This is a genomic window from Kerstersia gyiorum, from assembly GCF_004216755.1.
Lineage (GTDB): Bacteria > Pseudomonadota > Gammaproteobacteria > Burkholderiales > Burkholderiaceae_B > Kerstersia > Kerstersia gyiorum.
On sequence record NZ_SGWZ01000002.1, the window covers coordinates 463,551 to 486,365 of the forward strand.

Consider the following 22,815-nt stretch of genomic DNA (forward strand, 5'->3'; position numbering starts at 1 on the left):
CTCAGGGTTTTCTCGGGTTGCAGCGGGATCATTCCGCTTTTTTTTAATAGTTTTCGTTGTTTGTTGCCAGAATGACAGGGCTATTACTAATTTAATTAATATCTGTTGAGCCCATTAAAAGATGGAATGAATTGGCTCGGCATTTAACTATTCACATTTTTTTGAATATCAAAAAACAGCAATTTTATTGTTGCTAGAATTTTTCCTGGAATGGCTTGCCATAGGTTGAAGAAACCATGATGCCCGTATGGAAACAGCGTTTACACGTTGTGCCGGGCGAGCGGAAACAACTCGGCAAGCGCAGTGATGACGCGGCCTGCAAAGGCGGCGGTTGCGCATTTTCGCTAGTCGAACCCCCGGTGATCCGTCAGCCCTTGCTGGCCCGGTGGTTCTGCGCCAGGTAAAAATTTATTCAATTAAAGGTGATGAGTATGCCGACTGTTGCAGATGAAATCGGGAATTTCCCTGGCAGCAATATATCCCTGGTAGAGCCCAGCATCGTCAAGTTGCCGATTTCGCCGGAGCTGGTGACGGCATACGAAAAATCTGGCAATAACCTGATATTGAAACTGGAGAACGGAAAAAATGTTTCTGTTCTCGATTTTTTCAAGGTTGCCGAAGACGGCACGCGTAGCGAACTGGTGCTGGAAGCCGCGGACGGAACGCAATACTGGGGGCAGTACGAACAGCCCTGGTCTGAGTTTTCGTTCACGCAGATTGATGAAACCGAACGCAATGCGTTGGCCGAAGCCGAAGCAGAAGCGGCTGCGCGTGGGGATAGCGCCGCGCCGGTGGAATTGACGGGCGGGGCCGCTGAACATGATTTCAACTGGCTGGTTGGTGCATTCGCCGTTCTGGCCGGAGCCGGGATCGCGATCTTCCGCGACAGCCTGTCTTCCTCCGGCAGTTCCGGTGAGCCCTCAGACAACGAGGCGCCGGGTGCTCCGACCGACGTTGGCTTTGCCGACGATGGCAAAACTCTGGTTGGCAAGGGCGAGCCGGGTGCGACGGTCAACGTCAAGGATCAGGACGGCAACCCGGTGCTGGATGCCAACGGCGATCCGATTACCGGTAAGGTGGATGATGACGGTAATTTTTCTGTCGTGATCGAGCCGCCGCCCGCAGCGGGGACGGAATTCGACGTAACGCTGACCGATGGCGCGGGCAACGAGTCTGACCCGACGAAGGTCGTGGCCCCTGGTGAACCGACCAACCCCGATACGGAAGCGCCTGAAGCCCCGACGGACGTGGCCTTTGCCGAAGACGGCAAGACGCTGACGGGCAAGGGCGAAGCGGGCGCCACGGTGGTGCTCAAGGACAAGGATGGCAACCCGGTGCTGGGCGCTGATGGTCAACCGGTGACGGGCCAGGTGGGGGCTGATGGCAGCTTCTCGGTGGTGGTCGAGCCCGCACCAGCGGCCGGCACGGAAATCCAGGTCAGCCTGAAGGACGCGGCAGGCAATGAGTCCGACGCCACGACAGTGACGGCCCCTGGTACCCCGACCAACCCCGATACGGAAGCCCCGGCGGCCCCGACGGATGTGGCCTTTGCCGAAGACGGCAAGACGCTGACGGGCAAGGGCGAAGCGGGTGCCACGGTGGTGCTCAAGGACAAGGACGGCAACCCGGTGCTGGGTGCCGATGGTCAGCCGGTGACGGGCCAGGTGGGCGCCGATGGCAGCTTTTCGGTGGTGGTCGAGCCCGCCCCGGCAGCTGGCACGGAAATCCAGGTCAGCCTGAAGGACGCAGCAGGCAATGAGTCCGACGCCACGACGGTGACGGCTCCTGGTACCCCGACCAACCCCGATACGGAAGCCCCGGCGGCCCCGACGGATGTGGCCTTTGCCGAAGACGGCAAGACGCTGACGGGCAAGGGTGAAGCAGGTGCCACGGTGGTACTCAAGGACAAGGACGGCAACCCGGTGCTGGGCGCTGATGGTCAGCCAGTGACGGGCCAGGTGGGCGCCGATGGCAGCTTCTCGGTGGTGGTCGAGCCCGCACCAGCGGCCGGCACGGAAATCCAGGTCAGCCTGAAAGACGCGGCAGGCAATGAGTCTGACGCCACGACGGTGACGGCCCCCGGTACCCCGACCAACCCCGACACGGAAGCGCCGGCGGCCCCGACAGACGTGGCCTTTGCCGAAGATGGCAAGACGCTGACGGGCAAGGGTGAAGCAGGTGCCACGGTGGTGCTCAAGGACAAGGACGGCAATCCGATGCTGGGTGCCGATGGTCAACCGGTGACGGGCCAGGTGGGTGCCGATGGCAGCTTCTCGGTGGTGGTCGAGCCCGCACCGGCGGCTGGTACGGAAATCCAGGTCAGCCTGAAGGACGCGGCAGGCAATGAGTCCGACGCCACGACAGTGACGGCCCCCGGTACCCCGACCAACCCGGATACGGAAGCCCCGGCGGCCCCGACAGACGTGGCCTTTGCCGAAGATGGCAAGACGCTGACGGGCAAGGGTGAAACGGGCGCCACGGTGGTGCTCAAGGACAAGGATGGCAACCCGGTGCTGGGCGCTGATGGCCAACCGGTGACGGGCCAGGTGGGCGCCGATGGCAGCTTCTCGGTGGTGGTCGAGCCCGCACCAGCGGCTGGTACGGAAATCCAGGTCAGCCTGAAGGACGCGGCAGGCAATGAGTCCGACGCCACGACAGTGACGGCCCCCGGTACCCCGACCAACCCGGATACGGAAGCCCCGGCGGCCCCGACGGATGTGGCCTTTGCCGAAGACGGCAAGACGCTGACGGGCAAGGGCGAAGCGGGTGCCACGGTGGTGCTCAAGGACAAGGATGGGAATCTCGTCAAGGATGCCAACGGTCAGGTGGTAACGGCGCAGGTTGGTGCCAATGGCGAATTTGCTGTCGTGTTCGAACCTGCGCCTGCCGCTGGCACCGAATTCCATGTCAGCCTGAAGGATGCGGCGGGCAACGAGTCTGATCCGGCCTCTGTCACAGCGCCGGGCACTCCGACCAATCCGGATACCGAGGCCCCGGACGCGCCTACCGATGTTGCCTTCCTGCCGGATGGCAAGACTTTGACCGGCAAGGGCGAAGCGGGGGCGACTGTCATCCTGAAGGATAAGGATGGCAATGCCGTGCAGGATGGCAATGGGCACGATCTGACCGGCAAAGTGGATGCCGACGGCAATTTCGTCGTGGTGTTCAATGCGCCGCCGGCGGCCGGCACCGAATTCAAGGTGAGCCTGCAGGATGAGGCTGGCAATGAGTCTGACCCGGCTTCTGCGGTTGCACCGGGTGAGCCGGCGCGCATTCAGGCGAACGATGACGCGCAGGATGCCAGCATGGCGATTGCGGTCGGCCCGAAGAACGTCAGTTCCGACTCGGCCTATGCCAAGTCCGATCTCAGCCTGAACTTGCTGAAGGTCGGCCTGAACAAGGTGCTGGGGGTTGATCTGCTGGACCTGAACCTGCTGACCGGAACGTCTTCCTTCGACATCAATGTCGGTTCCGGGCAGACCCATACCGTCGGTTTCAAGGTCAAGGCAGGCGGCGTGCTGGGATTGCTGACCACCGTGAGCGTCCATATCTACTACGAACTGCCCGATGGCCAGTGGGCGCCGTATCAGAGCTTCAAGGACAAGTTCATCGGCATCAATCTGCTGGGTCTGAGCCCGAGCGTCAAGATTGATGGCGTGGTGCTGCCCGAGGGCAAATACAAGGTGCTGGTCGAGGAAACCGGCGGCATCAGCCTGCTGGAGACCATCAAGGTATCGACTACCAGCTATCTGGTGACGGACATCAATACCGCTGGTCCGGACGACATCAAGGTTGAAGCCGTGTCAGGCAACGTGATGCAGGATGACGCAACCTACGATTCGACGCGTCTGAATACTGTCAACGGCAAGGCGGTTGCTGCGGATGGCTCGACCGAAATCGAGGGCCAGTATGGCGTGCTGACCGTGCATGCGGATGGCAGCTATTCGTACCAGGCGTTTGCGGACACGGCCAACGTGGGCAAGAGCGATGTCTTTGTGTATGAAATCTACGATGCGGACCGCAATCAGAGTTCGCAGGCCAAGCTGACGATCGACATCAAGGGCGAGGTGGTCGAACCTGCTGCTGCCAAGGCGGCGGTGTTCGAGCACGACGTGACCGACGACGCGGGTGCGGCCGATGTCGTGGCGGACCAGGCAGATGATGCCGACGAAGGCCATGAAGGCGGCTCGCAGGATGCTGTCAGCCAGGGTGAGGATGGTTCCCTGGTGCTGGACCTGCTGCAGGCGGCGGAAACGCAGCAGGCGGATACACCGGCAGCTGATGCTGGCACGCCGTTGCTGTCCGATTCCGGTATCGACCTCGATGGCCTGTTGCAGGATACGCCGGCCGCCGCGGGTGGTGTCGCGGATGGTGTCGAAGAGGCCTTTGCCGCTCCGGTTGCCGCTACCGCAACGCCGGAAAACGGTATCGACGATGCCATCGCAGCTGGCCCGGCCAGTGTTTCCCTGGACGACTTGCTGCAGCAAAATGCATTGGTCTATTGAGGCAGGGCCATACGGCTCAAGCGTCCGCCGGCGCGGCGGACGCTGGTGTGCCAGGGCATTGGCCCTGGCTTGTGCGGGGGCATGGATGTTGCATGCCCCCGATGGCGTTGTGCAGGCACAGGAACTGGGCGCCCATCGGCGCCTTTTGCCCGTTGATAGCCTGCCGCTGGTTGTTCCGGACCGGACGGTCTGGCAAAGCGCGGCCGACGGGGGGGCCGGCACGGCGCCGGCGCAAGTCTTGCTGCCGGAGGCGGTGCCAGACATCGAGGCAGCAGGCCCGGACGCGATGGCCGTGCACGTTGTGCCCGGCGTTGCCCGTGGCGAGGAGGGGATGGACAGTGTTTTGCCGGCGATTGTCCGCGATGACGATGCCTTGCAGGCCGGCACCCCCATCGACGCGCTGTCGTCGCCGACGGCGGCGGATCTGGTAGCAAGGGAAGACATGCGCCAGGCGGCCGCGCCAGTCGTGAGCGATATGCCCCAGGAGACTTCAGGGGAACCTGGCATGGAACCGGCAGAGCTGGCAGAACATGCCGGTACCGGGATCAACGAGGCGCCGCAGGCGCGCGGGGCGGACGAGGATGAACCGCCTGTTGCCGTTTTGCCGCCCCCCATTCCGCCGGCACCAGCGTCGCTGGCCGAGTTGTTCAAAGTACGCCAGGAAACGCTGGCGCAGCACGAAGGCGCGCAAGTGCCTGCGGGTCCCTTGCCACTGGAAGAGCTGGTGGGCATGGCCGTGGACTGGCATCCTGCCATCAACCAGGAACTGGGCCGTATTCTGCAGGAGGGCGAACAGATCCGGGTGGCCAAGGCAGGCTATCTGCCGCAGATCCAGGGGGGTGTCAGCACTCAGTTCAATTCCAATACTGACAGTGGCTCCACGCGCCGGCATGTGCAGATGCTGAATTTCTCGGTATCGCAGATGTTGTATGACTTCGGCAAGGTTTCAGCGTCGGTCGGGATCGCTCAGGCCGGAGAACTGGTGGCCCAGGCCGGGTTGCTGTCCATGGTGGACGAGGTCGCACGCGATACTGCCGGGTCTGTGGTTGAGGCCTTGCGATATGCGCAATTGCTGCGCGTGGCGCGTGAGCAAGTCGATGGCGTCTCGGCGATTGCCAACCTGGCGCGGCGGCGCAATGAACTGGGCGCCAGCAATCAGTCGGATACGGTGCAAGCCCAGGCACGCCTGTCTGCCGCGCGCGCGACGGTGTTGTCAATGGAGACAGAGCGGGCGCGCTGGCTGAGCAATCTCCAGTCGCTGACCGGCCTGCGCGAGCCGCCGGAGATGGATGAGGAATTGCCGCTGGCCCTGGGGCGTTCCTGCATGACGGCCAAGCCGCAATGGGACAACATACCGGCGATGCTGGAAGCGCGGGCCGAACGCATGCGGGCCCAGTCGGAACAGGAGCAGGCGCGCGCCAACGGGCTGCCAACCCTCTCGATCAAGGGGCAATCCAGCAAGGCGCTCAATTCCATGCCTTCCTCGTATACGGGCGATGGCGTGACCGTCGCGCTGGAAGTCAGCGCGCCTATCTACCAGGGTGGCGCGACAGTGGCGCAGCGCCGGGCTGCAAGCTACGCCACCGGAGCAGCCGATGCCGCCATGGAAAAGGTCAGGGTCAGGACTGAGCGCAGCCTGTACGAGACGGTAACGCGGGCGCTGAGCGGCAACGAGCGCGAGGATATCCTGCTCGAACGCGAGCGCAGCACGCGCCAGACACGTGACCTGTACCGCAAGCAGTACCTGGATCTGGGAACGCGCAGCTTGCTGGACCTGCTCAATGCGGAGCAGGAATTGCACCAGGCGCGCATGGAAACCATCAACCATCGTTTCGATACCAGTCTGTTGCAGCTCGATTGCCTGCAATTGTCGGGCGGTTTGCGCCGTTTCATGGGCCTGGGCGGTGGACGGAGCATGAATTGGGAGGCAGTGGATGACGGAAACTGATGCAGGATGGCAGCGCGACGCGGTGCGCGAGCGCTGGATGGAGGCCCTGCTGCAGCTGGCTCGTCATTACCGCCTTGAGGTTTCGCCAGAGCACATCCGGGTATCGGCGGTGTGGTCACAGAACGGTGACGAGCGCGAGATGGTACGCCAGATGGCGCGCCAGGCCGGGATGGATTTGCGTTATGCCACCCCGGATCTTTCACGCCTGACCCCTTGGCTGCTGCCTGTGATCGTGCTCATGCAGGACGGCCAGCTGGCTGTCCTGCATGAATATGCCGAAAACACGCAGGAGTGCGTGCTGGGCTTCGCGGGCGACCAGGGCATGTTGACACGTGTGGCCATGGATGAGCTGCGTGAGCAGGCGCAGGCGCTGGTGCTGTGCCGACCGCGGCATTTGCCTGGCGATAGCCGGGTGGCGGAAATGGCGGCGGATGTGGACGAGAGCTGGTTCCGCCGTTTGGCGCTGCCAGACTTGCGGCCATATGGCTACATCATGCTGGCCTCGCTGGTGGCCAACCTGTTGGCCTTGGCTGGTGTCCTGTTTTCCATGCAGGTGTACGACCGCGTCATTCCATCGGGCTCCATGCCCACGCTCTACGTACTGTTTGGTGGCGTGCTGCTGGCGCTGGCCTGTGATTTTGCCTTGCGGCGCGCTCGCATGACGATCACTGACTGGATGGGCAAGCAGGCCGACCTGCGAATTTCGGATGCCGTCTTCGGGCATGCCTTGCGCGTGCGTACCGCCGCCAAGCCCAAGGCCACCGGGACTTTCCTGTCGCAGCTGCGCGAGCTCGAGGGCGTGCGCGAGATGTTCACGTCCACCACACTGACTGCTGTGGCAGACATGCCTTTCTTCGTGCTGTTTTGCATCGTCTTTGCCGCGATTGCCGGCGGCATGGTGTGGATTCCCCTGGTCGCGGCTGTTTTGCTGGTATTGCCGGGGCTGCTGATGCAAAAACGCCTGCGCCGCCTGGCAGCCGCCGCGATCAAGGAATCGTCATTGCGCCACGCCGTGATGGTTGAAGCCGTGCAGGGTAGCGAGGATATCAAGCTGCTACAGGCCGAGCAGCGTTTCCAGAATCAATGGAACCACTACAACGAAGTCACGGCCGAAAGCAATCTCGAACTGCGCCACCTGACGCATACTCTGACGGTCTGGATCCAGGCAGTGCAGGCTTCGGTCTTTGCCTTCGTGGTCTTTTTCGGCGCCCCGATGGTAATGGATGGTGAGATGACGACGGGCGTGTTGGTGGCTGCATCCATTCTGTCTTCGCGCATGATCTCGCCCATGGCCCAGTTGGGCCAGGTCCTGAACCGCTGGCAACAGGCCAAGGTTGCCAAGGAAGGGCTGGACCAGATCATGAAACTGCCGCTGGACCAGGCGGGCGAACGCAAGGTGCATCGTCCGGCCATCCAGGGGAACTACGAGTTCCGCGACACGGTATTCGGCTACGAGCCCGAGACTCCGGTGCTGCAGGTTGGCGCCTTGAAGATCGCTGCGGGCGAGCGCATCGCCGTGCTGGGCAAGAATGGCTCCGGGAAATCCACGTTCTTGCGCGCGTTGGCGGGCCTGACGGAAACCGGCAATGGTGCCGTGCTGCTCGATGGCATCAATATGGGCCACCTGGATGCGGCCGACGTCCGGCGTGATGTAGCGCTGGTGAGCCAGCAGGCAAGGCTGTTTCACGGCACGCTGAGGGAAAACCTCTGGCTGGCCGCGCCTGGTGCGAGCGACGAACAACTAGTCGCCGCCATGCGTCTGGCGGGTGCCTGGGGGTTCGTGCAGACCTTGCCAATGGGGTTGGACCACCTGGTGCGTGAAGGTGGCGCCGGGCTGTCGGGTGGCCAGTGTCAAAGCCTGCTGTTGGCACGGGCGCTGCTGCGTGAACCGTCCGTGCTGTTGCTCGACGAGCCGACCTCGGCGCTGGATGAGGCGACCGAGAAGCAGGTGATCGAAGCCTTGGGCCAGTATTGCGCTGGCCGTACCCTGATCGTGGCCACGCACCGTACCAGTGTACTGGCGCTGGTGGACCGGGTGCTGGTTCTGGATCGCGGCCGTATCGCCATTGATTCGCGCAAGGAAGACCTGGTGCGGCAAATGAAAGGCGGCGATGGCGGCAATCGGCGTCAGCCAGCGGCAGGCAGGACGGAGACTCAATAATGAATTTGCCTCAATCCCGGCAACCGGCCGCGGGCCAGGGGGCCGTTGTTTCCCGTGGGCAGCCCGGGCGTACGGCATCTGCAGGCAATGGCCTGGCCGCCTTGCACGATGAGCTGGCGCAGCGGGAAATGCCGTTGCGGCGCGCACGGCGGCTGGTACAGGCGCTGGTGCTGATCCTCCTGTTGTTCCTGGTGTGGGCCTGGTGGTTCGAGGTCGATGAGGTTTCCTCAGGTAGCGGCCGGGTGGTCCCGATCTCGCGCGAACAGGTCGTGCAATCGCTGGAAGGCGGCATCGTTACCGAACTGCTGGTGGCAGAGGGCGATATTGTCGAAAAAGGACAGGTGCTGGCGCGCCTGGACCCGACTCAATCTGCTTCCAATGTGGAAGAAAGCGCTGCCCGGTACCGTGCGGCGCTGGCCAGCTCCGCACGCCTGCAGGCCGAAGTTTCCGGTGCCGGAGAGATCCGTTTTCCGCCGGAACTGAAGGACTGGCAAACGCTGCGCAATGCGGAAACCCGTTTGTTCCGGTCCCGGCGTGAAGGCTTGCGGCAGTCGGTGAACGGCCTGAAGCGCTCCCTTGAACTGGTGAACCGGGAGCTGGGTATTACTTCCCGGCTGGTTGAAGAGGGGGCAGCCAGCAATGTCGAGTTGATCCGGCTGCAACGGCAGCGCGCGGAACTGCAGCTCAAGCTGGACGAAGCTGAATCCAGCTACATGGTGCAGGCACGGGAAGAACTGGCGCGGGCCAATGCCGAGGTCGAAGCCCTGTCGTCGGTCGTCAAGGGGCGCTCGGACGTGCTGGAACGCCTGACGCATCGCTCCCCGGTGCGCGGCGTGGTCAAGGATGTGGAAGTCACCACCATCGGCGGCGTCGTGCCGCCCAACGGCCGCCTGATGGAAATCGTGCCGCTGGGCGAGCAACTGCTGGTCGAGGCCCGGATCGCGCCGCGCGACATCGCGTTCATCCATCCCGGCCAGGCTGCCATGGTGAAGATCACGGCCTACGACTACGCCATCTACGGTGGCCTGCCCGGCAAGGTCGTCACGATTTCGCCGGACACCATACGCGACGAAGTCAAACCTGATGTTTTCTATTACCGCGTGTTCATCCTGACCGACAGCGATGCGTTGGTGAACAAGGCCGGGACGCAGTTCCCCATCGTGCCAGGCATGATCGCGAGTGTCGATATCCGCACCGGCAGCAAAAGTATTCTGGATTATCTGATCAAGCCCTTGAACAGGGCCAGGGAGGCATTGCGTGAACGTTGAGCATGGGCCGGGCGTACTGGACATAAGGGGCCGGTGGGCGCTTGGAAGTGGTGTGGTGCTGGCATTGATGGCGGTTGCCAGCGCGGGGGCCCAGTCATTGCGAGGCAATCCCGTGGATGCCGTGCCGGAACTGCGCCAGCCGGTTGTGCCTCAGCAGGCCGGCAGCATCGCGCCTGGCAGTCAGCGGCCTGGTGCGACGGAAACGGCTGCCGTGCTGGCGCAGCGGTTGGTGCCGCGCAGCTTCGTCGTCGAAGGGGTGACGGCAGTGCCCTTTGATGAAGTGGTGGCCTTGTTCGAACCGTTGGCGGGCAAGGAGACGACGGTCGCCGGTCTTGTCAGGGAAGTCAACGCCATTACCCAGCTCTACCAGCAGCGCGGTTTTGCGCTGTCCTATGCCTTGTTGCAGAACCAGGGCTTCAAGGATGGCATCGTGAAGGTCACGGTGGTGGAAGGGTATGTGGCGCAGGTAGTGTTTACCGGGGATGTCGGCCCGGTGCAGGAGCGCCTGGACCGCCTGGCGCTGAAGCTGACCGAAGAGCGGCCGCTGCGGCGCGAAACACTGGATGGCGTGCTCAATCTGATGCGTACCACGCCCGGCATCAGCATCGTACCCAGGCTGGATTGGCCCAGGCGTGCCGATGGCGCTACGGCAATGGTCATAGAAGCCAGCCGCGAAGGCATTACAGCGACGGCAACCCTCAGCGATATGGGAACCGGCAATCAGCCCTTGGTGGGCGCCACGCTGAACAGTTCAACTGCGTTGGGCGAAAAAATCTCGGTCGCCGCGTCAGTGCCGCTGGAACACGAGGATGTGCGCTATGTCCGTGGCGCCATAGAGTTGCCCTTGAACGATGCCGGCCTCAGTTGGGAAGGCGAGGGATATCATTATGAGGCACGTCCGCTGGAAGAAGGTGCCCTGACGTTTCAGCGCCGAATCAAGAACCAGCGCCTGGCGACCGGCTTGCGCTATGACGCCGCCGGCCCCTCCGGCCATTTCTGGCAGTGGCGTGCCGGGATGCAGGCCATGGATAGCAACGAACGCTGGCAGCTGCGCGACATCCTTCCCGGCCAGCTGGCCATCGACCAGCGGACGCGCAGTCGCGCGGCTTATGCGGAAATGACCTATTCTGGTAACGGTCCGTGGCGTTCGCAACATCGTTTTACCCTGGGGCTCACCAAAGGCTGGAAGGGCATGGGGGCCCGCACCGACTACTCGTTTTCGCCATTGCTGGCGGCCTTGCTCGGGCCGGCTGCGACGCAGAACATGTATCGGGAGGTCGCCGCGCAGGCTGCCGAACTGGACTATCTGAACATCAAGCTCAATGCCAGCGAAACGCTGCCGCTGGCGCCGCGCACCCAGTTGCGCCTGGGCGCATTGTTGCAATACAGCAGTCAGCGCCTGCCAAGCACCGAGCAGGTGTCGTTCGGGAAATGGCGTTACGGCATGGGCTATGAACAAGGCGCCATCGGCGGAGACAAGGGGCTGGGTCTGGAAGCGGAGCTCAGCCACAGATTGCAGACAGGCTGGAGCGGCCTGTCCGATGTGATCCCTTATATAGGCGTGGATTACGCGGCAGCCTGGTACAACGGTTTGCGCGGCGAACTTATCGGCCGACAGGCCATTGCATCAGCCTGGGTGGGCGTGCGCGTAACGGATCAACGGCGATATTTGCTGAATTTCAACCTGGCGCGGCCATTGCGCGATGTGAATCCCACCGTTGCGGAAGACAGTTGGCGCTTCAATGCCAGCTATTCCCTGTTTTACCGGGGATGGTGAGAATCGTTAGAAAAACGTTACGTCTGTAACGTAACAACGGGAACATAAACCCGGAAACGTTACCTTCGATCCAGTCAAAAAACGACCGGCGACCTGTGTTCAGCACAGGTCGCCGGTTTCATTTGTGACATGGGTTTCGCTCATCTTGTTGTTTTAAAAGAAAAAAAAGGATTTCTAAAATTTTTCAATACTTTTCAAACGTATTTATCTGAAATTTGGCACGGTTTTTGCTTAATAACCGTCATCGAATGGCTGAAGCCATCGGGCCGCTTCCGCTCGACAGGGGGCTCGCGGGGATCCGCAAGCGTCGTCGGAAGCACGGCAGGTAACTTTTTGATGACCTGAATTAGGAGAAAAAACATGCAGAACCAACCCCTGGCAGCCAAGCGCGTGCGCTTCAGCCGCCACATCGGCAGCCGCCTGACGCTGGCGGCCATGCTGCTGATGGCGGCAGCGCAAGCCCAGGCTGTCAGCAGCCAGTTGACCCTGACCACGCAAATGGACTTGACGCCGGGTAACCAGGCGGTTCTGGAAACCGCGTTGAGCAACACTGGCGCCGCTGTCGATAACCTGGCCAATCTTGGTCTGGCACCGACGCTCGGTGGCGTGGGTCAGTCGCTGGATGGTGTCGCCGCACCGGTGGTGTCGCAAGTCACCGGCGTGACCCAGCAAGTGGGTGCGGCAACCGGCCTGGGCGGCGCAGTCAGCGGCCTGACCGGCAATCTGGGGGAAACGGTTACTGCACTAGGCGATCGCGTGCAGGAAGTCAATCTGCCGCTGGGCCTGGGCCAAGGAGTGGGCGGTCTGGTCAGCGAGACCGGCCGCGCTGTTGGTAGCGCCGGCGGTCTGCTGGATGCCAAGACCGCCAATGGCGGCCAGCCGGTGGGGCAGGTGCTGAATCACGCCACGCAAGGTGTCGGCGAACTGACTGGCAGCCTGGGTTCGGGTGGTCTGCTGAATCTGGGTGGCCTGGCTGGCGGCAATGCCGAAGGCGGCCTGCTGGCACCGGTGACTGGCCTGGTTGGCGGCTTGCTGGGCGGTGAGGGTGGTGGCCTGCTGGGCGGTCTGGGTGGCGGCGACGGTGGCCTGCTCGCGCCGGTAACCGGCCTGGTTGGCGGTTTGCTGGGCGGTGGCGGTGAAGGCGGCTTGCTTGGCGGTCTGCTGGGTGGCGACGGTGGCCTGCTGGGCGGTATCGGCGGCGGCGAAGCGGCCCCCATTCTCGTGACTGCGCTGGGCAATACCGGGCAGGCGCTCGACAACGTCCTGCCGCTGGGCCTGTCGCCCACCCTGGCAAGCGTTGGCGAAACCCTGGATGGCGTGGTCAGCCCGGTGCTGGGCACGGTGACCGGCCTGACGCAGCAATTGGGCGGTGCGACCGGCCTGGGTGCGACGGTGGACGGCGTGACGACGCAGCTGGGTGGCGTGGTCAGCAGCCTGGGTGACCAACTGGGCGGCACGCTGCCCATCGCTGGTGTGGGTGGCCTGGTCAGCGGCCTGGGCGACACGGTCTCCAGCGTGGGTGCCTTGCTCAATCCGAATCATCCTGATGCCGGCAACCCGCTGGGTGCCATCCTGGGCAATGCCACGGGCGCCGTGGCTTCCCTGACGGAAGGCCTGGGTCTGGGCGATCTCGGCTTGGGTGGCGGCGAAGGTGGCGGCGGCTTGCTGTCGCCCGTGACCGGCCTGGTCGGCGGTCTGCTGGGCGGCCTGGGTGGCCAGGCTGGCAATGGTGAAGCTGGTCAGCAAAACGGTGGCCTGCTGGCGCCGGTGACTGGTTTGGTCGGTGGTTTGCTGGGCGGCCTGACTGGCGGCCTGGGTGGCGCTCGCTAAGTCGCGGGCAACTCGGTGCATGGCGTCCGAGGGACGCCATGCCATCTCGGTAAAAAACAGGTGCCTTGCCATTGTGCCGGGCCCGGAAGCAGGAAGTTGACTATGTATGCGGTGAATGAATCTATTTCGATGGAGCGGGCCAACGTTACCGGTGGCGAGCGCTTTCTCAGGCATTCTTCCAACGGCGTCATGCGCTCGGTGATGCCGGCGCAAACGCAGGATACGGACTTCCTGCTTGGCATGACGGCTGCACTTGCCATGCAGATGGGCGTGTATGGCCGTGCAGCCCAGGCAGCGCAGGCAGAGCGTGCCGGGCTGCCCCAGGCAGATTTCTCGGCCCTGGAATACATCGTTGCCTTTGATGGCCTGGCAGCCGGCCAGCTGGCCCAGCTGATGGGCATCAGCTACGGCGGCGCAGCTGCCATGGCGGACCGCCTGGAGCGCACTGGCTACATCACCCGCGCCCGCCATCCGCTGGATCGCCGCGTGGTGTTGCTCATGCCGGTCATGACGCGCTGCTCCGAAGTATTGAAAAACCGTTCCCGCGCCGTGGCGGAACTGAATCGCCGTCTGCTGGACAACTACGGCGAAGGGGCGGTGCGCATGATGCAAAGCATGTTGCGCGACAGCATGGAAGCCCTGAAGCAGGATGCTGCCCAGTGGCTGAACATTCCGGATATGGAATAGGAGTATTCCTAGGCTGGTTATTGTTAATTCAGTGAAATTCGAAGCTATTTGATTTTTCTGATGTTTTCCTGTCGTTTTGACCGCTAAATGAATGTTTTCTTGCAAGCGCTTTAAATATTGGTTGCGATTCTAATATTTGCGTTGCGATATAGATATTCAAAAATTTTGGAATATCCGAAAATTTGCTACATATGCGCTGGGAAATATCGCAAAATCCTCATGTGAACGGCATGCGGGTGTATGCGCGTGTGCAGATACCGCAATGCCATCATTGCTGAAGTCATTATTTTGCAATGATGGCATTGGAACCGTTCATGCCTGAGTCCATCCCTTGAACGGGTGGGTGCATGTGTATTTTTATGCTTTTCAATTGGAGCAAGCTATGAAAGAGCAAATCGTTCGTTTCCTGAAAGATGAAGATGGCGCAACGGCTATCGAGTATGGCCTGATTGCGGGGCTGGTGGCTGTGCTTATTATTGCGGCATTTGTTCTATTTGGTGATGGCTTAAATGAGTTGTTTACTAATATTGGTAGCAAGCTTAGCGATACAGCAGGAAAAATAAATTAATATTTTAGGTTTGTTGGTGCCTCGTCATTTTCTGATGGGGCACTTTCGAATATGTTGAATATATTCTGGATTTTCTCAGTATTTCTTATTTTTTTGTTGGTTTCTTATGGTGATTTCAGATATAGAAAAGTTTCAAATCGCTTGATGTTTTTTGTTTTTTTTGTGCAATTTCTATTTTTGCTTGTTTGTGAGGTTTTCAAGCTGAAGGCGGATTTTTTGAGTTTAAATGACTGCCTATTTGGCTTGCTTGGAGGGATGCTGTTTTTTTATCCATTTTGGTTGGTGCGGATTATGGGTGCCGGTGATGTTAAGTTTATTGCTGTGTTGGGTTTTTTGTTGGGCTGGCAATCTTCAGTATTGATCGTATTGATGTCTGGACTTTTAGCGGGCCCTCATGCATTAATTCAAGTTCTGAGGGTTCGCATAGAAGATAAATATAAGAATAAGAAATGTTTGGGTGTTCCTTATGCTGGCTACATCGCGCTTAGCGCTATTGTCTGGCTGATCTGGAAGTTATTGGAATAAAGGTAATTAAACATGCGGCAGTATTCGATGTCGTCAGTCCGGCAGTCCTGTCACTCAGGCAAGTACGCCGGGCGTGCATTGGCGGCAGCGGGAGAACCAGGCGCCGGCTGCCGCCCGAGGTCCTGCTTGCCGGGGGCAGGTGCAAGAAAACAATGCGGCGCCTATGCCGTGGAATTTGCATTCACGTTCGTGATGTTCTTCATGGTGCTGTACGGCATCATTGTGTATGGCTTGATTTATGTTACCCAGCAGAGCCTGAACCTGGCAGCCCAGGATGTCGCACGCTATGCCTTGCGCTGGCCGGGCACGGTGGCGGGCGACGAGCTGCAGGCGCGCGCGCAGAATGCGCTGGCCATGCTGGATTCCGCCGAAACGCTGGCCTGGCTGCAAGAGCGCGGCACCGGGGCTGATGATCCGTTGAATATCGCCATCTGCGGGCTGGTGCCAGGCGGTGCGGGGCAATTGCAAAAACTGGCAGGCACCGCCCATGGCAGCTGCCCGCAATCAACAGTGCTCCAGCCCAGTCAGCTCGAGGTCGTGGTTTCCTATGATTGGCAAAAATCGCCGCTGGCGCCCGACTTGAGCATGGGGCTGATCACATTGGTTGCACCTGAGCGGCTGGCGGGCTATGCCAGCACGCGGGTGCAGCTGGACAGCCAGAAGGCAGGGGGCTGACATGAGGACGCACTGTTCAGGCATGCACACACTGCGTGACACCATGGCCCGTGGTTCGCTCAACGGGCGCAGCCGCCAGCATGGCGTCGCAGCCATCGAGTTTGCGCTGGTGATCACGGTGTTTCTGGTGATCCTGTTTGCTGTCATCTCCTACGGCTCGCTGTTCTGGGTGCAGCAGCGCTTGTCGCAGGCGGCGGGGGAAGGGGCCAGGGCTGCCTTGGAACTGGCGCTGGAGCAGTGGCCGTACGCGGACGAAAGCGCAGGTGCGCTGGCGCCTCGCTATGTCAACGATGTCCAGACAGTCGTCACCCGAGCGGCGCATGGCTGGACCTTGGCCAGCAACCAGTTGAGCCTGGCGCGCGCCGGTTCGCCTCAATGCCCGGGGGCCGGAGCGGATTGCCTGATTGTTTCCGTGAGCTATGCCTCCAAGGATTGGCCATTGATCGGCTTGCTCAGCAGTCTTGCAGGCGTGTTCGGCGGGCAGCAAGGGTGTGGAGACGCGGGCACAGCCTCCCAAACGACTTCCTGCTGGATTCCACAAACCTTGCATGCCAGCGCCACGGTGCGCTTACGGCGCCACTGAGAGCCGCGTGCTGCGGCGCTCAGCCAGAACCCCATGAAAAATTCATACAAAACCATCGCTCAGGAGCGTTATTCCCATGAGTAACCTAAGCAAGATTGCGGCAGTCGTGCTGATTGCGCTGGCCGTAATATTGGGCATCTTTGCCTTCAAGCTGTCGCGTGAAAGCGCACCGGCGCAACCTGTCAGCGCCCCGTTGGCGGCAGCGCCTGCGGAACAGGCGCCACCGCCGCCGCAGTATCCGGTGGTCGTGGCGCAGCGTCCGCTGGTCGCGGGCCAGCCCTTGCGTCTGGAAGACCTGGTGGTCGAACAGTGGCAGGCACAACCGGCAGCGTCCTTCGACACGCCGGACGCCGTCCTGGGCGAACTGCTGCGTTTCGATATCGCCCCGGGCGAGCCTGTCACCAGCCAGGCGCTGATGCGTGGACTGGCGCGTTACCTCAAGGAAGGTGAACGTGCGGTGACCTTGCCGGTCGACGAGCAATCCGGCCCAGCCGCACATATCGTGCCCGGCGATCTGGTCGATATTTTCCTGACTTTCAACAAGAGCGGTGAAATCGGTGGCACGCAGTCGCGTCTGCTGCAATCGCGTCAGCGCGTCCTGGCCTATGGCATTGATTCTGTCGACGGTCCGCCGCAGCGCGAACCCCTGCCGGATGAAAAGGAAGGCGGCAAGGGCCAGCGTGGCAAGCCGGCGCCCAGCAGCCGCCCGCCGCGTAACAGCGTGGAAAATGCTGCGCCGCGCACGGCGGTGCTGGCTGTGCCGGTGGAGCAGGTCAATGAGCTGCTGCTGGCAAGCCGCAATGGCAAATTGCAGCTGGTTCTGCGTTCTCCCGAGGACGAGGCGCGTCCGGACCCAGCCTTGTTCCCCGAGCGCCAGTTGCTGCTGGCAGGCCGCCCCGACCTGAAACCGGAAGAAAAGGAATTGCTCAAGCAGGGTGCCAACCGTGCTTATGCGGGTGAAAGCCTGTTGCAACTGTCTGGCCCGGAACCCGAGAAGATCGAAAAGCCGGAAGAGAAAAAGAAACAGCAGGTGCGCGCGGCACGCGCTGCGCAGGCGCCGGTGCGCAGCATCGAAGTCGTGCGCGGCAGCCAGCGGGAACAGGTGCGTTATTGAGGCAGGGCCTAACCCAACTCATGAATCCTTCAGATACAGGCGGAAAACAGAGATGAATTCATTGGAAATGGCCACCGGGCTGCGCATGCCTCAGGCGCGCAATATGGTTGCTGGTCCCCTAAACACGGCGTTGAGTGCTGCATGGGGCGGCGGATGGCGGCTGATTGCCGCAGCGTCCCTGCTGGCCTTGTCTTGCGCGGGGACAGCCCAGGCGCAAGCCCAGCAGGCGCAGCGTCCGGTGGCGGTCGCCGCCCAGGGCCAGGAAATCGTGATGGCCGAACGCTCCCAGCTGATGTTGCCGGTGGCTGGCGTGCCGGTGCGCGTGCTGATTGACGACCCGTCGGTGGCGGATGTGCAGATCCTGTCGGCCAACAAGCGTGCCGACGTTTTCGTGCAGGGCCTGCAACCGGGCCGCACGACGGTTCAGGTCTGGTCTCGTGGCCAACAGCAGCCGCAACGCTGGCCTGTGCGCGTGGTCAGTGACGTGCATGCGAGCCTGTTGACCCGGCAACAACCGGTGCAGGCGCAGGTCGATGTTTCCGGCGGCAGCGCCGTCGTCAGCGGCCACTCCGATACCTTGGTGACGCATCACAATGCCGCCGCAGTGGCGGCTGCGGGTGCAGCGCCGGACCGCATTGTCGATACTTCCACGGTCGGCCCGAATCAGGTGGTGCAGGTCGAAGTCAAGGTGGTGGAAGTCAGCACCAGTGTGCTCAAGGAAGTGGGCATCAACTGGCGTGGCGGGCGCATTAGTCATGATGCAGTCACAGGTAAGGGGCCAACCAATTGGCAGGGCGGCAACAGCGCCGGTAGCGCAGGTGTCATCGGCGACGGTTTTTCGCTGCTCTACAGTGCGACCAATTTTGGGGCGTCGCTGAATCTGCTGCAAAGCAATGGCATGGCGCGCGTCCTGGCCGAGCCGACGCTGGTGGCCTTGTCGGGCCAGAGCGCCAGCTTCCTGGCCGGCGGTGAAATCCCGGTGCCGGCGGCAGGCTCCCTGGGGACCCAGAATGTGGAATTCAAGTCCTATGGCATCGGGCTGAGTGTGGCTCCGACCGTCTTGTCGGCAGACCGCATCGCGCTGAAGATCGCGCCGGAAGCCAGCGACCTGGATTACAACAATGCCATTGCCGTGGGGGATTCCTTGATCCCGGCCATCCGCACGCGCCGTGCCGACACCATGGTGGAACTGGCTGACGGCGAAAGTTTCGTGATCAGCGGCCTGGTGTCGCGCGAAACCACGGCCAATGTCGATAAATTCCCATTCCTGGGTGATCTGCCCATTATCGGCACCTTCTTCCGCAACATGAAGTACGAGCAGAAAGAACGCGAACTGGTCATCGTGGTGACTCCGCGCCTGGTGCGCCCGATTGCCAGGGGCGTGGCGCTGCCGCTGCCGGGTGAGACCCAGGAGCAGGGCGACAAGGCCATCAATGGCTGGTCCTATTTCCTGCTGGGCCCCGCGACCGGCCAGGGTTTGCCGGGTTTCTCGCGCTAACGGAATGAACATGATCGGGGTTGCTGAACGGGATCATTCTGCCGACGCGTTGCCTGCCTTGCTGCTTTGCTCGGCAGATGTCGGCCTGGCGCACGAGCTGGAAATGCTGCTGGCCGGCCTGGGCACCGTGCATCAGGTCGCACCTGAGGCGGCCGCGCTGGAAGCGGCTTTGCAAGCGGTGCCGCCGCAGCTGCTGTTTCTGGATTTCCTGGCGGCGCAGCAGGAGGGCGCGGCGGCAGCGTTGGCGCAGTTGGCCGGCAGCCGCTGGCCAGGGGTACCGCGTGTGGCGTTGGGCAGTGTTGACGCGCCCGGCAGTGCCATTGCCGCCTTGCGCGCCGGTGTCAGTGATTTCGTTGATCCCGGCAATGCCGTCGAGTTGCGGCAGGTGACCGAGCGCCTGCTCAAGCAGGTCAGCTTTCAGCGCCAGGATATGGCGCTCATGCCCCGCAGCGGCCGTTTGCTGCTGGTCTTGGGCAGCCGGCCTGGCGTGGGGAGTTCCACGGTGGCGGTGCATTGGGCGGGCCTGTTGCAGCAAAAGCTGTGGCGCGAGGCCTGTGCAGCCAAAGGGACGGGGAAAGCCGGTGCGATTACCCAGGACCAGATCCTGGCCTTGCCCACCGGCCAGCGAGTGGCCTTGCTCGATATGGGCTGGCCCTTGAATGACGCGTTGCTGTATGCCGGCCAGCACAGCAGCTTTGATTTTGCCGAGGCGGCCAGCAACCTGCGCCGTCTGGATCGCACCTTGCTGGATTCCGCTCTGGCGCTGGACAGGCGTGGCGTCGCCTTGCTGCCGCTGCCGCGCAAGCCGGAGCGCATGGCTCATGTATCGGCGGAAGAATCCCTGGCGTTGGTACGGCGCCTGATGGAACTGTTCGGTTACCTGGTGGTTGACGCCGGAGGCTTGGGCAACCTGGATTTCCTGACGGAGTTGTTGCATCTGGCCGACGAGGTCTGCGTGATGGCAGACCAGGGCGTCAGCTCGCTGGTTGCGCTGCACGATTTGCTCGCCGAGCTGGAGCAGCGCGGCGTGGCAGTCAGCGAGCGCATGAGTCTGTTGCTGAATCGCTATGGCGAACGCAACGGTCTGGATGCCGAGCATATTGCCAAGCGTTTCAGGTTGCGCCTGCGTGGCGCTTTGCCGGAACGCACGGCGCCGTTGATGCTGGCACAGGGGCAAGGCTTGCTGCTCGAGGAAACGGATGCCAGGGACCCGTGGATGCAGGCGTTCCGCAAGGCGTTGTTGCCGCAGGACGAGGTGGCCCAACGGGACGGAACAGGAATTTGGCAGCGTTTGTCCGGCTGGAAAGCCGGCATGCGCGGCAAGGATACGGCCCGGCCCAAAGGGACGGGAAACATGGGTAGAGCAGAGTCATGATGACAATGAAGAATGCGCTGTTCGATCCGGCGAGCACGAATGTATCGGCGATGCCGCGCTTGCAGGATCTGAAGAATGGTGCCTATGAGCATCTGTTGGGCCGGATTGAGGAACTGGGCGCCGAATTCGGACGCTGGTCGCGGGAGGCCATACAGGAGTTCGTCAATCTGGAATTGGCCAGTTACGCGCGGCTCAAGCGCCTGCCGGTCAACGAGGGTGAGTTGCGCCAGATGGTCGAGGCGCTGACCAAGGAATTGGCGGGTCTCGGGCCCTTGGAAGATCTGCTGGCAGATCCGGCCGTGGAAGATATCCTGATCAACGGGTACGACAATGTGTTCGTATCCCGTGGCGGCCGCCTGGAACGCGAGCCCATGACGTTCACCGATGATGCGCACGTGCTGCGCATCGTCCGGCGCATCCTGGCGCCGCTGGGGCGGCGTCTGGATGAATCCAGCCCGATGGTGGATGCGCGCCTGCCCGACGGCGGGCGGCTCAATGTCGTCATCGAGCCGCTGGCCGTGGACGGCCCCATGGTTTCCATCCGCAAATTCCGCAAGGACCCGTTGCGTCCGTCCGACTTGCAGGCACTGGGGACTTTCGACGAGGCCATTCATAACCTGCTGCAGGCCGCCGTGCACCAGCGCTGCAATATCCTGATATCCGGCGGGACAAGTTCCGGCAAGACCTCATTGCTGAATGCGCTGGCATTCTTCATCCCGCCGCAGGAACGGGTCATCACGGTGGAAGATACTGCTGAGCTGTCGCTCAACCACCCCCATGTCGGCCGACTGGAGGCCCGTCAGGGCGGTTTTGACGGCAAGGGCGAAGTCAGCATCCGCGACCTGATCCGCAACAGCTTGCGGATGCGGCCAGACCGCGTGGTGGTGGGGGAGGTGCGTGGCGCCGAAGTCATAGACATGTTGCAGGCGATGAACACCGGTCACGAGGGTTCCATGGCCACGATTCACGCAAACTCCCCGCGTGAATGCCTGTACCGGATCGAAATGCTGGCTGGTTTCGCGGGCTTCCAGGGCAGTGAGGACAGCTTGCGCCGCCAGATCGCCGGTGCGCTCGATTTCATTATCCAGATTGGCCGGCTGCCCAGCGGCAAGCGGCGTGTGCTGTCGATTACGGAAGTCACCGGTATGGGCGACAACGTGATTGCCACCCAGGAACTGTACCGCCACGAAACGGTATTGGGGCCGGACGGCTCGGAACTGGACCGCTGGGTGGGCCTGGGTATTCATCCGCATACCCCGAAACTGTCGGGCTATCGCGAAGAACAGCGGCAACGCCAGCAGGCCAGCCTGCCTGCCGCCGATACGCCGCCGAGCGGCGGGTTCTGGGGCAGGAGGCGCTGATGCTGGTTCAAGGATTGATTATCGGAGGCTTGGCTCTCCTGCTGCTGGCTGCCGCACTGTGGCTCTGGCAGCGTGGCACGCGGAACCAGGCGCAGGCCCAGTTGTCCTCGCACGTAGAGCAGGCCTTGCGCCAGCGCCAGGCAGGCAGCCTGGCTGACGGGCCCGTGGGCGCGGCAGTGGCGCGTCAATGGCGTGGTGACGGCGACCTCAGCAGTGTGTTGCTGCGGGCCGGCATCAACGGCGGCCCGGGGTTTGTCCTGCTCGCAATCGGCCTGCCGCTGCTACTGGCGTTGCTGGCGTGGCTGCTGATCGGTGCAGTTGCCGCAGTCGGCATCCTGATCCTGTCTGGCGTGCTGCTCAGCTTTTCCATCTGGTGGCGCATAGAAAAACGGCGCAAACGCATGGTGGCGCAATTGCCGGGCTTCCTGGAAGGCATGGTCAGGCTGATCACTATCGGCAACAGCATGGGAGCAGCGTTCCAGTCGTCGGCGGCCAATGTCGAGATGCCTTTGCGCGAAGCCCTGGATCGTGTGGCTGCCTTGTCGCGCTCGGGCAAGGACCTGGACGAAGCCATGCGCCAGGTGGCGCGCCAGTTCGACCTGCACGAGTTCTACCTGGCCGCCTCGGTGGTCGGGGTGGCCTTGCGCTTCGGGGGCCGTAGCGACCAGGTGCTCGAACGCCTGGCCGCTTTCATGCGGGATCTGGAGCAGGCGCGCATGGAAATGACGGCCATGTCGGCGGAACTGCGCCTGTCGGCGTGGATTCTCGGGCTGCTGCCGATTGCCCTGGCTAGCTTCATTCTGTTCATGAACAACGACCTGTTCATGAATATGTGGGAAGACCCGCTGGGCTTCAAGATGCTGATAGGCGCCGCAGTCATGCAGACGGTGGGCGTGTTCTGGCTATATCGCCTGGCGAAATCGGTCTGATGGAGTAAGCA

At 62.1% G+C, this 22,815-nt stretch carries 16 protein-coding genes; all 16 read left to right on the forward strand.

Going from position 1 to position 22,815, the window contains the following annotated elements; translation table 11 throughout:
- Nucleotides 1–431: 431 nt before the first annotated feature.
- Nucleotides 432–4,505: an Ig-like domain-containing protein gene (locus EV679_RS08460; protein WP_165390002.1), complete on the forward strand. Its 4,074-nt coding sequence runs from the start codon at nt 432–434 to the stop codon at nt 4,503–4,505.
- Nucleotides 4,506–4,590: 85 nt separating this feature from the next.
- Nucleotides 4,591–6,453 carry a TolC family outer membrane protein gene (locus EV679_RS08465; RefSeq protein WP_165390003.1) on the forward strand — a complete coding sequence of 621 codons (1,863 nt, stop codon included), beginning with the start codon at nt 4,591–4,593 and terminating at the stop codon, nt 6,451–6,453.
- A complete protein-coding gene (locus EV679_RS08470) occupies nt 6,440–8,614 on the forward strand; it encodes a type I secretion system permease/ATPase (protein ID WP_068368114.1) in 2,175 nt (724 codons plus the stop codon). Before EV679_RS08465 ends, EV679_RS08470 begins: the two co-directional genes overlap by 14 nt.
- 128 nt (nt 8,615–8,742) lie before the next feature.
- Nucleotides 8,743–9,882 carry a beta-barrel domain-containing protein gene (locus tag EV679_RS08475; protein WP_068369254.1) on the forward strand — a complete coding sequence of 380 codons (1,140 nt, stop codon included), beginning with the start codon at nt 8,743–8,745 and terminating at the stop codon, nt 9,880–9,882.
- Nucleotides 9,872–11,659 (forward strand): ShlB/FhaC/HecB family hemolysin secretion/activation protein, encoded by a 1,788-nt coding sequence (locus EV679_RS08480; RefSeq protein ID WP_130486963.1) that lies wholly within the window; start codon nt 9,872–9,874, stop codon nt 11,657–11,659. Before EV679_RS08475 ends, EV679_RS08480 begins: the two co-directional genes overlap by 11 nt.
- 360 nt (nt 11,660–12,019) lie before the next feature.
- Nucleotides 12,020–13,489, forward strand: coding sequence for a collagen-like triple helix repeat-containing protein (locus EV679_RS17960; protein ID WP_130486964.1), 1,470 nt, complete (start codon nt 12,020–12,022; stop codon nt 13,487–13,489).
- Between the two features lie 102 nt (nt 13,490–13,591).
- Entirely contained in the window at nt 13,592–14,176 is a 585-nt protein-coding gene (locus EV679_RS08490) for a MarR family winged helix-turn-helix transcriptional regulator (protein ID WP_083969431.1), read from the forward strand.
- A 382-nt stretch (nt 14,177–14,558) separates the two neighbouring features.
- Complete coding sequence (locus EV679_RS08495) at nt 14,559–14,744, forward strand: Flp family type IVb pilin (protein WP_068369245.1); 186 nt, start codon at nt 14,559–14,561, stop codon at nt 14,742–14,744.
- 51 nt (nt 14,745–14,795) lie between these two features.
- Nucleotides 14,796–15,269 carry an A24 family peptidase gene (locus EV679_RS08500; protein WP_083969430.1) on the forward strand — a complete coding sequence of 158 codons (474 nt, stop codon included), beginning with the start codon at nt 14,796–14,798 and terminating at the stop codon, nt 15,267–15,269.
- A gap of 168 nt (nt 15,270–15,437) precedes the next feature.
- Entirely contained in the window at nt 15,438–15,944 is a 507-nt protein-coding gene (locus EV679_RS08505) for a TadE/TadG family type IV pilus assembly protein (RefSeq protein WP_165390004.1), read from the forward strand.
- 22 nt (nt 15,945–15,966) lie between these two features.
- On the forward strand, nt 15,967–16,527 hold the full coding sequence (locus EV679_RS08510; protein WP_165390005.1) for a TadE/TadG family type IV pilus assembly protein: 561 nt from the start codon (nt 15,967–15,969) through the stop codon (nt 16,525–16,527).
- Between the two features lie 76 nt (nt 16,528–16,603).
- Nucleotides 16,604–17,641 carry a Flp pilus assembly protein CpaB gene (gene cpaB, locus EV679_RS08515; RefSeq protein ID WP_130486966.1) on the forward strand — a complete coding sequence of 346 codons (1,038 nt, stop codon included), beginning with the start codon at nt 16,604–16,606 and terminating at the stop codon, nt 17,639–17,641.
- A 52-nt stretch (nt 17,642–17,693) separates the two neighbouring features.
- The gene (locus EV679_RS08520; protein WP_242611448.1) at nt 17,694–19,139 is read left to right on the forward strand and encodes a type II and III secretion system protein family protein; all 1,446 of its coding nucleotides are present in this window, start codon (nt 17,694–17,696) and stop codon (nt 19,137–19,139) included.
- Between the two features lie 10 nt (nt 19,140–19,149).
- Entirely contained in the window at nt 19,150–20,514 is a 1,365-nt protein-coding gene (locus EV679_RS08525) for a P-loop NTPase family protein (protein ID WP_130486967.1), read from the forward strand.
- A gap of 50 nt (nt 20,515–20,564) precedes the next feature.
- Entirely contained in the window at nt 20,565–21,875 is a 1,311-nt protein-coding gene (locus EV679_RS08530; RefSeq protein ID WP_372726461.1) for a TadA family conjugal transfer-associated ATPase, read from the forward strand.
- Nucleotides 21,875–22,804 carry a type II secretion system F family protein gene (locus EV679_RS08535; protein ID WP_130486969.1) on the forward strand — a complete coding sequence of 310 codons (930 nt, stop codon included), beginning with the start codon at nt 21,875–21,877 and terminating at the stop codon, nt 22,802–22,804. The genes EV679_RS08530 and EV679_RS08535 overlap by 1 nt, the downstream gene beginning before the upstream one ends.
- Nucleotides 22,805–22,815 lie beyond the last annotated feature (11 nt).

Bases quoted from the DNA above. Each gene is read 5' to 3' on its own strand.
- EV679_RS08460 (WP_165390002.1), top strand. From the start codon at position 432: ATGCCGACTGTTGCAGATGAAATCGGGAATTTCCCTGGCAGCAATATA.
- EV679_RS08465 (WP_165390003.1), top strand. From the start codon at position 4,591: ATGTTGCATGCCCCCGATGGCGTTGTGCAGGCACAGGAACTGGGCGCC.
- EV679_RS08470 (WP_068368114.1), top strand. From the start codon at position 6,440: ATGACGGAAACTGATGCAGGATGGCAGCGCGACGCGGTGCGCGAGCGC.
- EV679_RS08475 (WP_068369254.1), top strand. From the start codon at position 8,743: ATGCCGTTGCGGCGCGCACGGCGGCTGGTACAGGCGCTGGTGCTGATC.
- EV679_RS17960 (WP_130486964.1), top strand. From the start codon at position 12,020: ATGCAGAACCAACCCCTGGCAGCCAAGCGCGTGCGCTTCAGCCGCCAC.
- EV679_RS08490 (WP_083969431.1), top strand. From the start codon at position 13,592: ATGTATGCGGTGAATGAATCTATTTCGATGGAGCGGGCCAACGTTACC.
- EV679_RS08495 (WP_068369245.1), top strand. From the start codon at position 14,559: ATGAAAGAGCAAATCGTTCGTTTCCTGAAAGATGAAGATGGCGCAACG.
- EV679_RS08500 (WP_083969430.1), top strand. From the start codon at position 14,796: ATGTTGAATATATTCTGGATTTTCTCAGTATTTCTTATTTTTTTGTTG.
- EV679_RS08510 (WP_165390005.1), top strand. From the start codon at position 15,967: ATGCACACACTGCGTGACACCATGGCCCGTGGTTCGCTCAACGGGCGC.
- cpaB (WP_130486966.1), top strand. From the start codon at position 16,604: ATGAGTAACCTAAGCAAGATTGCGGCAGTCGTGCTGATTGCGCTGGCC.
- EV679_RS08520 (WP_242611448.1), top strand. From the start codon at position 17,694: ATGAATTCATTGGAAATGGCCACCGGGCTGCGCATGCCTCAGGCGCGC.
- EV679_RS08525 (WP_130486967.1), top strand. From the start codon at position 19,150: ATGATCGGGGTTGCTGAACGGGATCATTCTGCCGACGCGTTGCCTGCC.
- EV679_RS08530 (WP_372726461.1), top strand. From the start codon at position 20,565: ATGCCGCGCTTGCAGGATCTGAAGAATGGTGCCTATGAGCATCTGTTG.
- EV679_RS08535 (WP_130486969.1), top strand. From the start codon at position 21,875: ATGCTGGTTCAAGGATTGATTATCGGAGGCTTGGCTCTCCTGCTGCTG.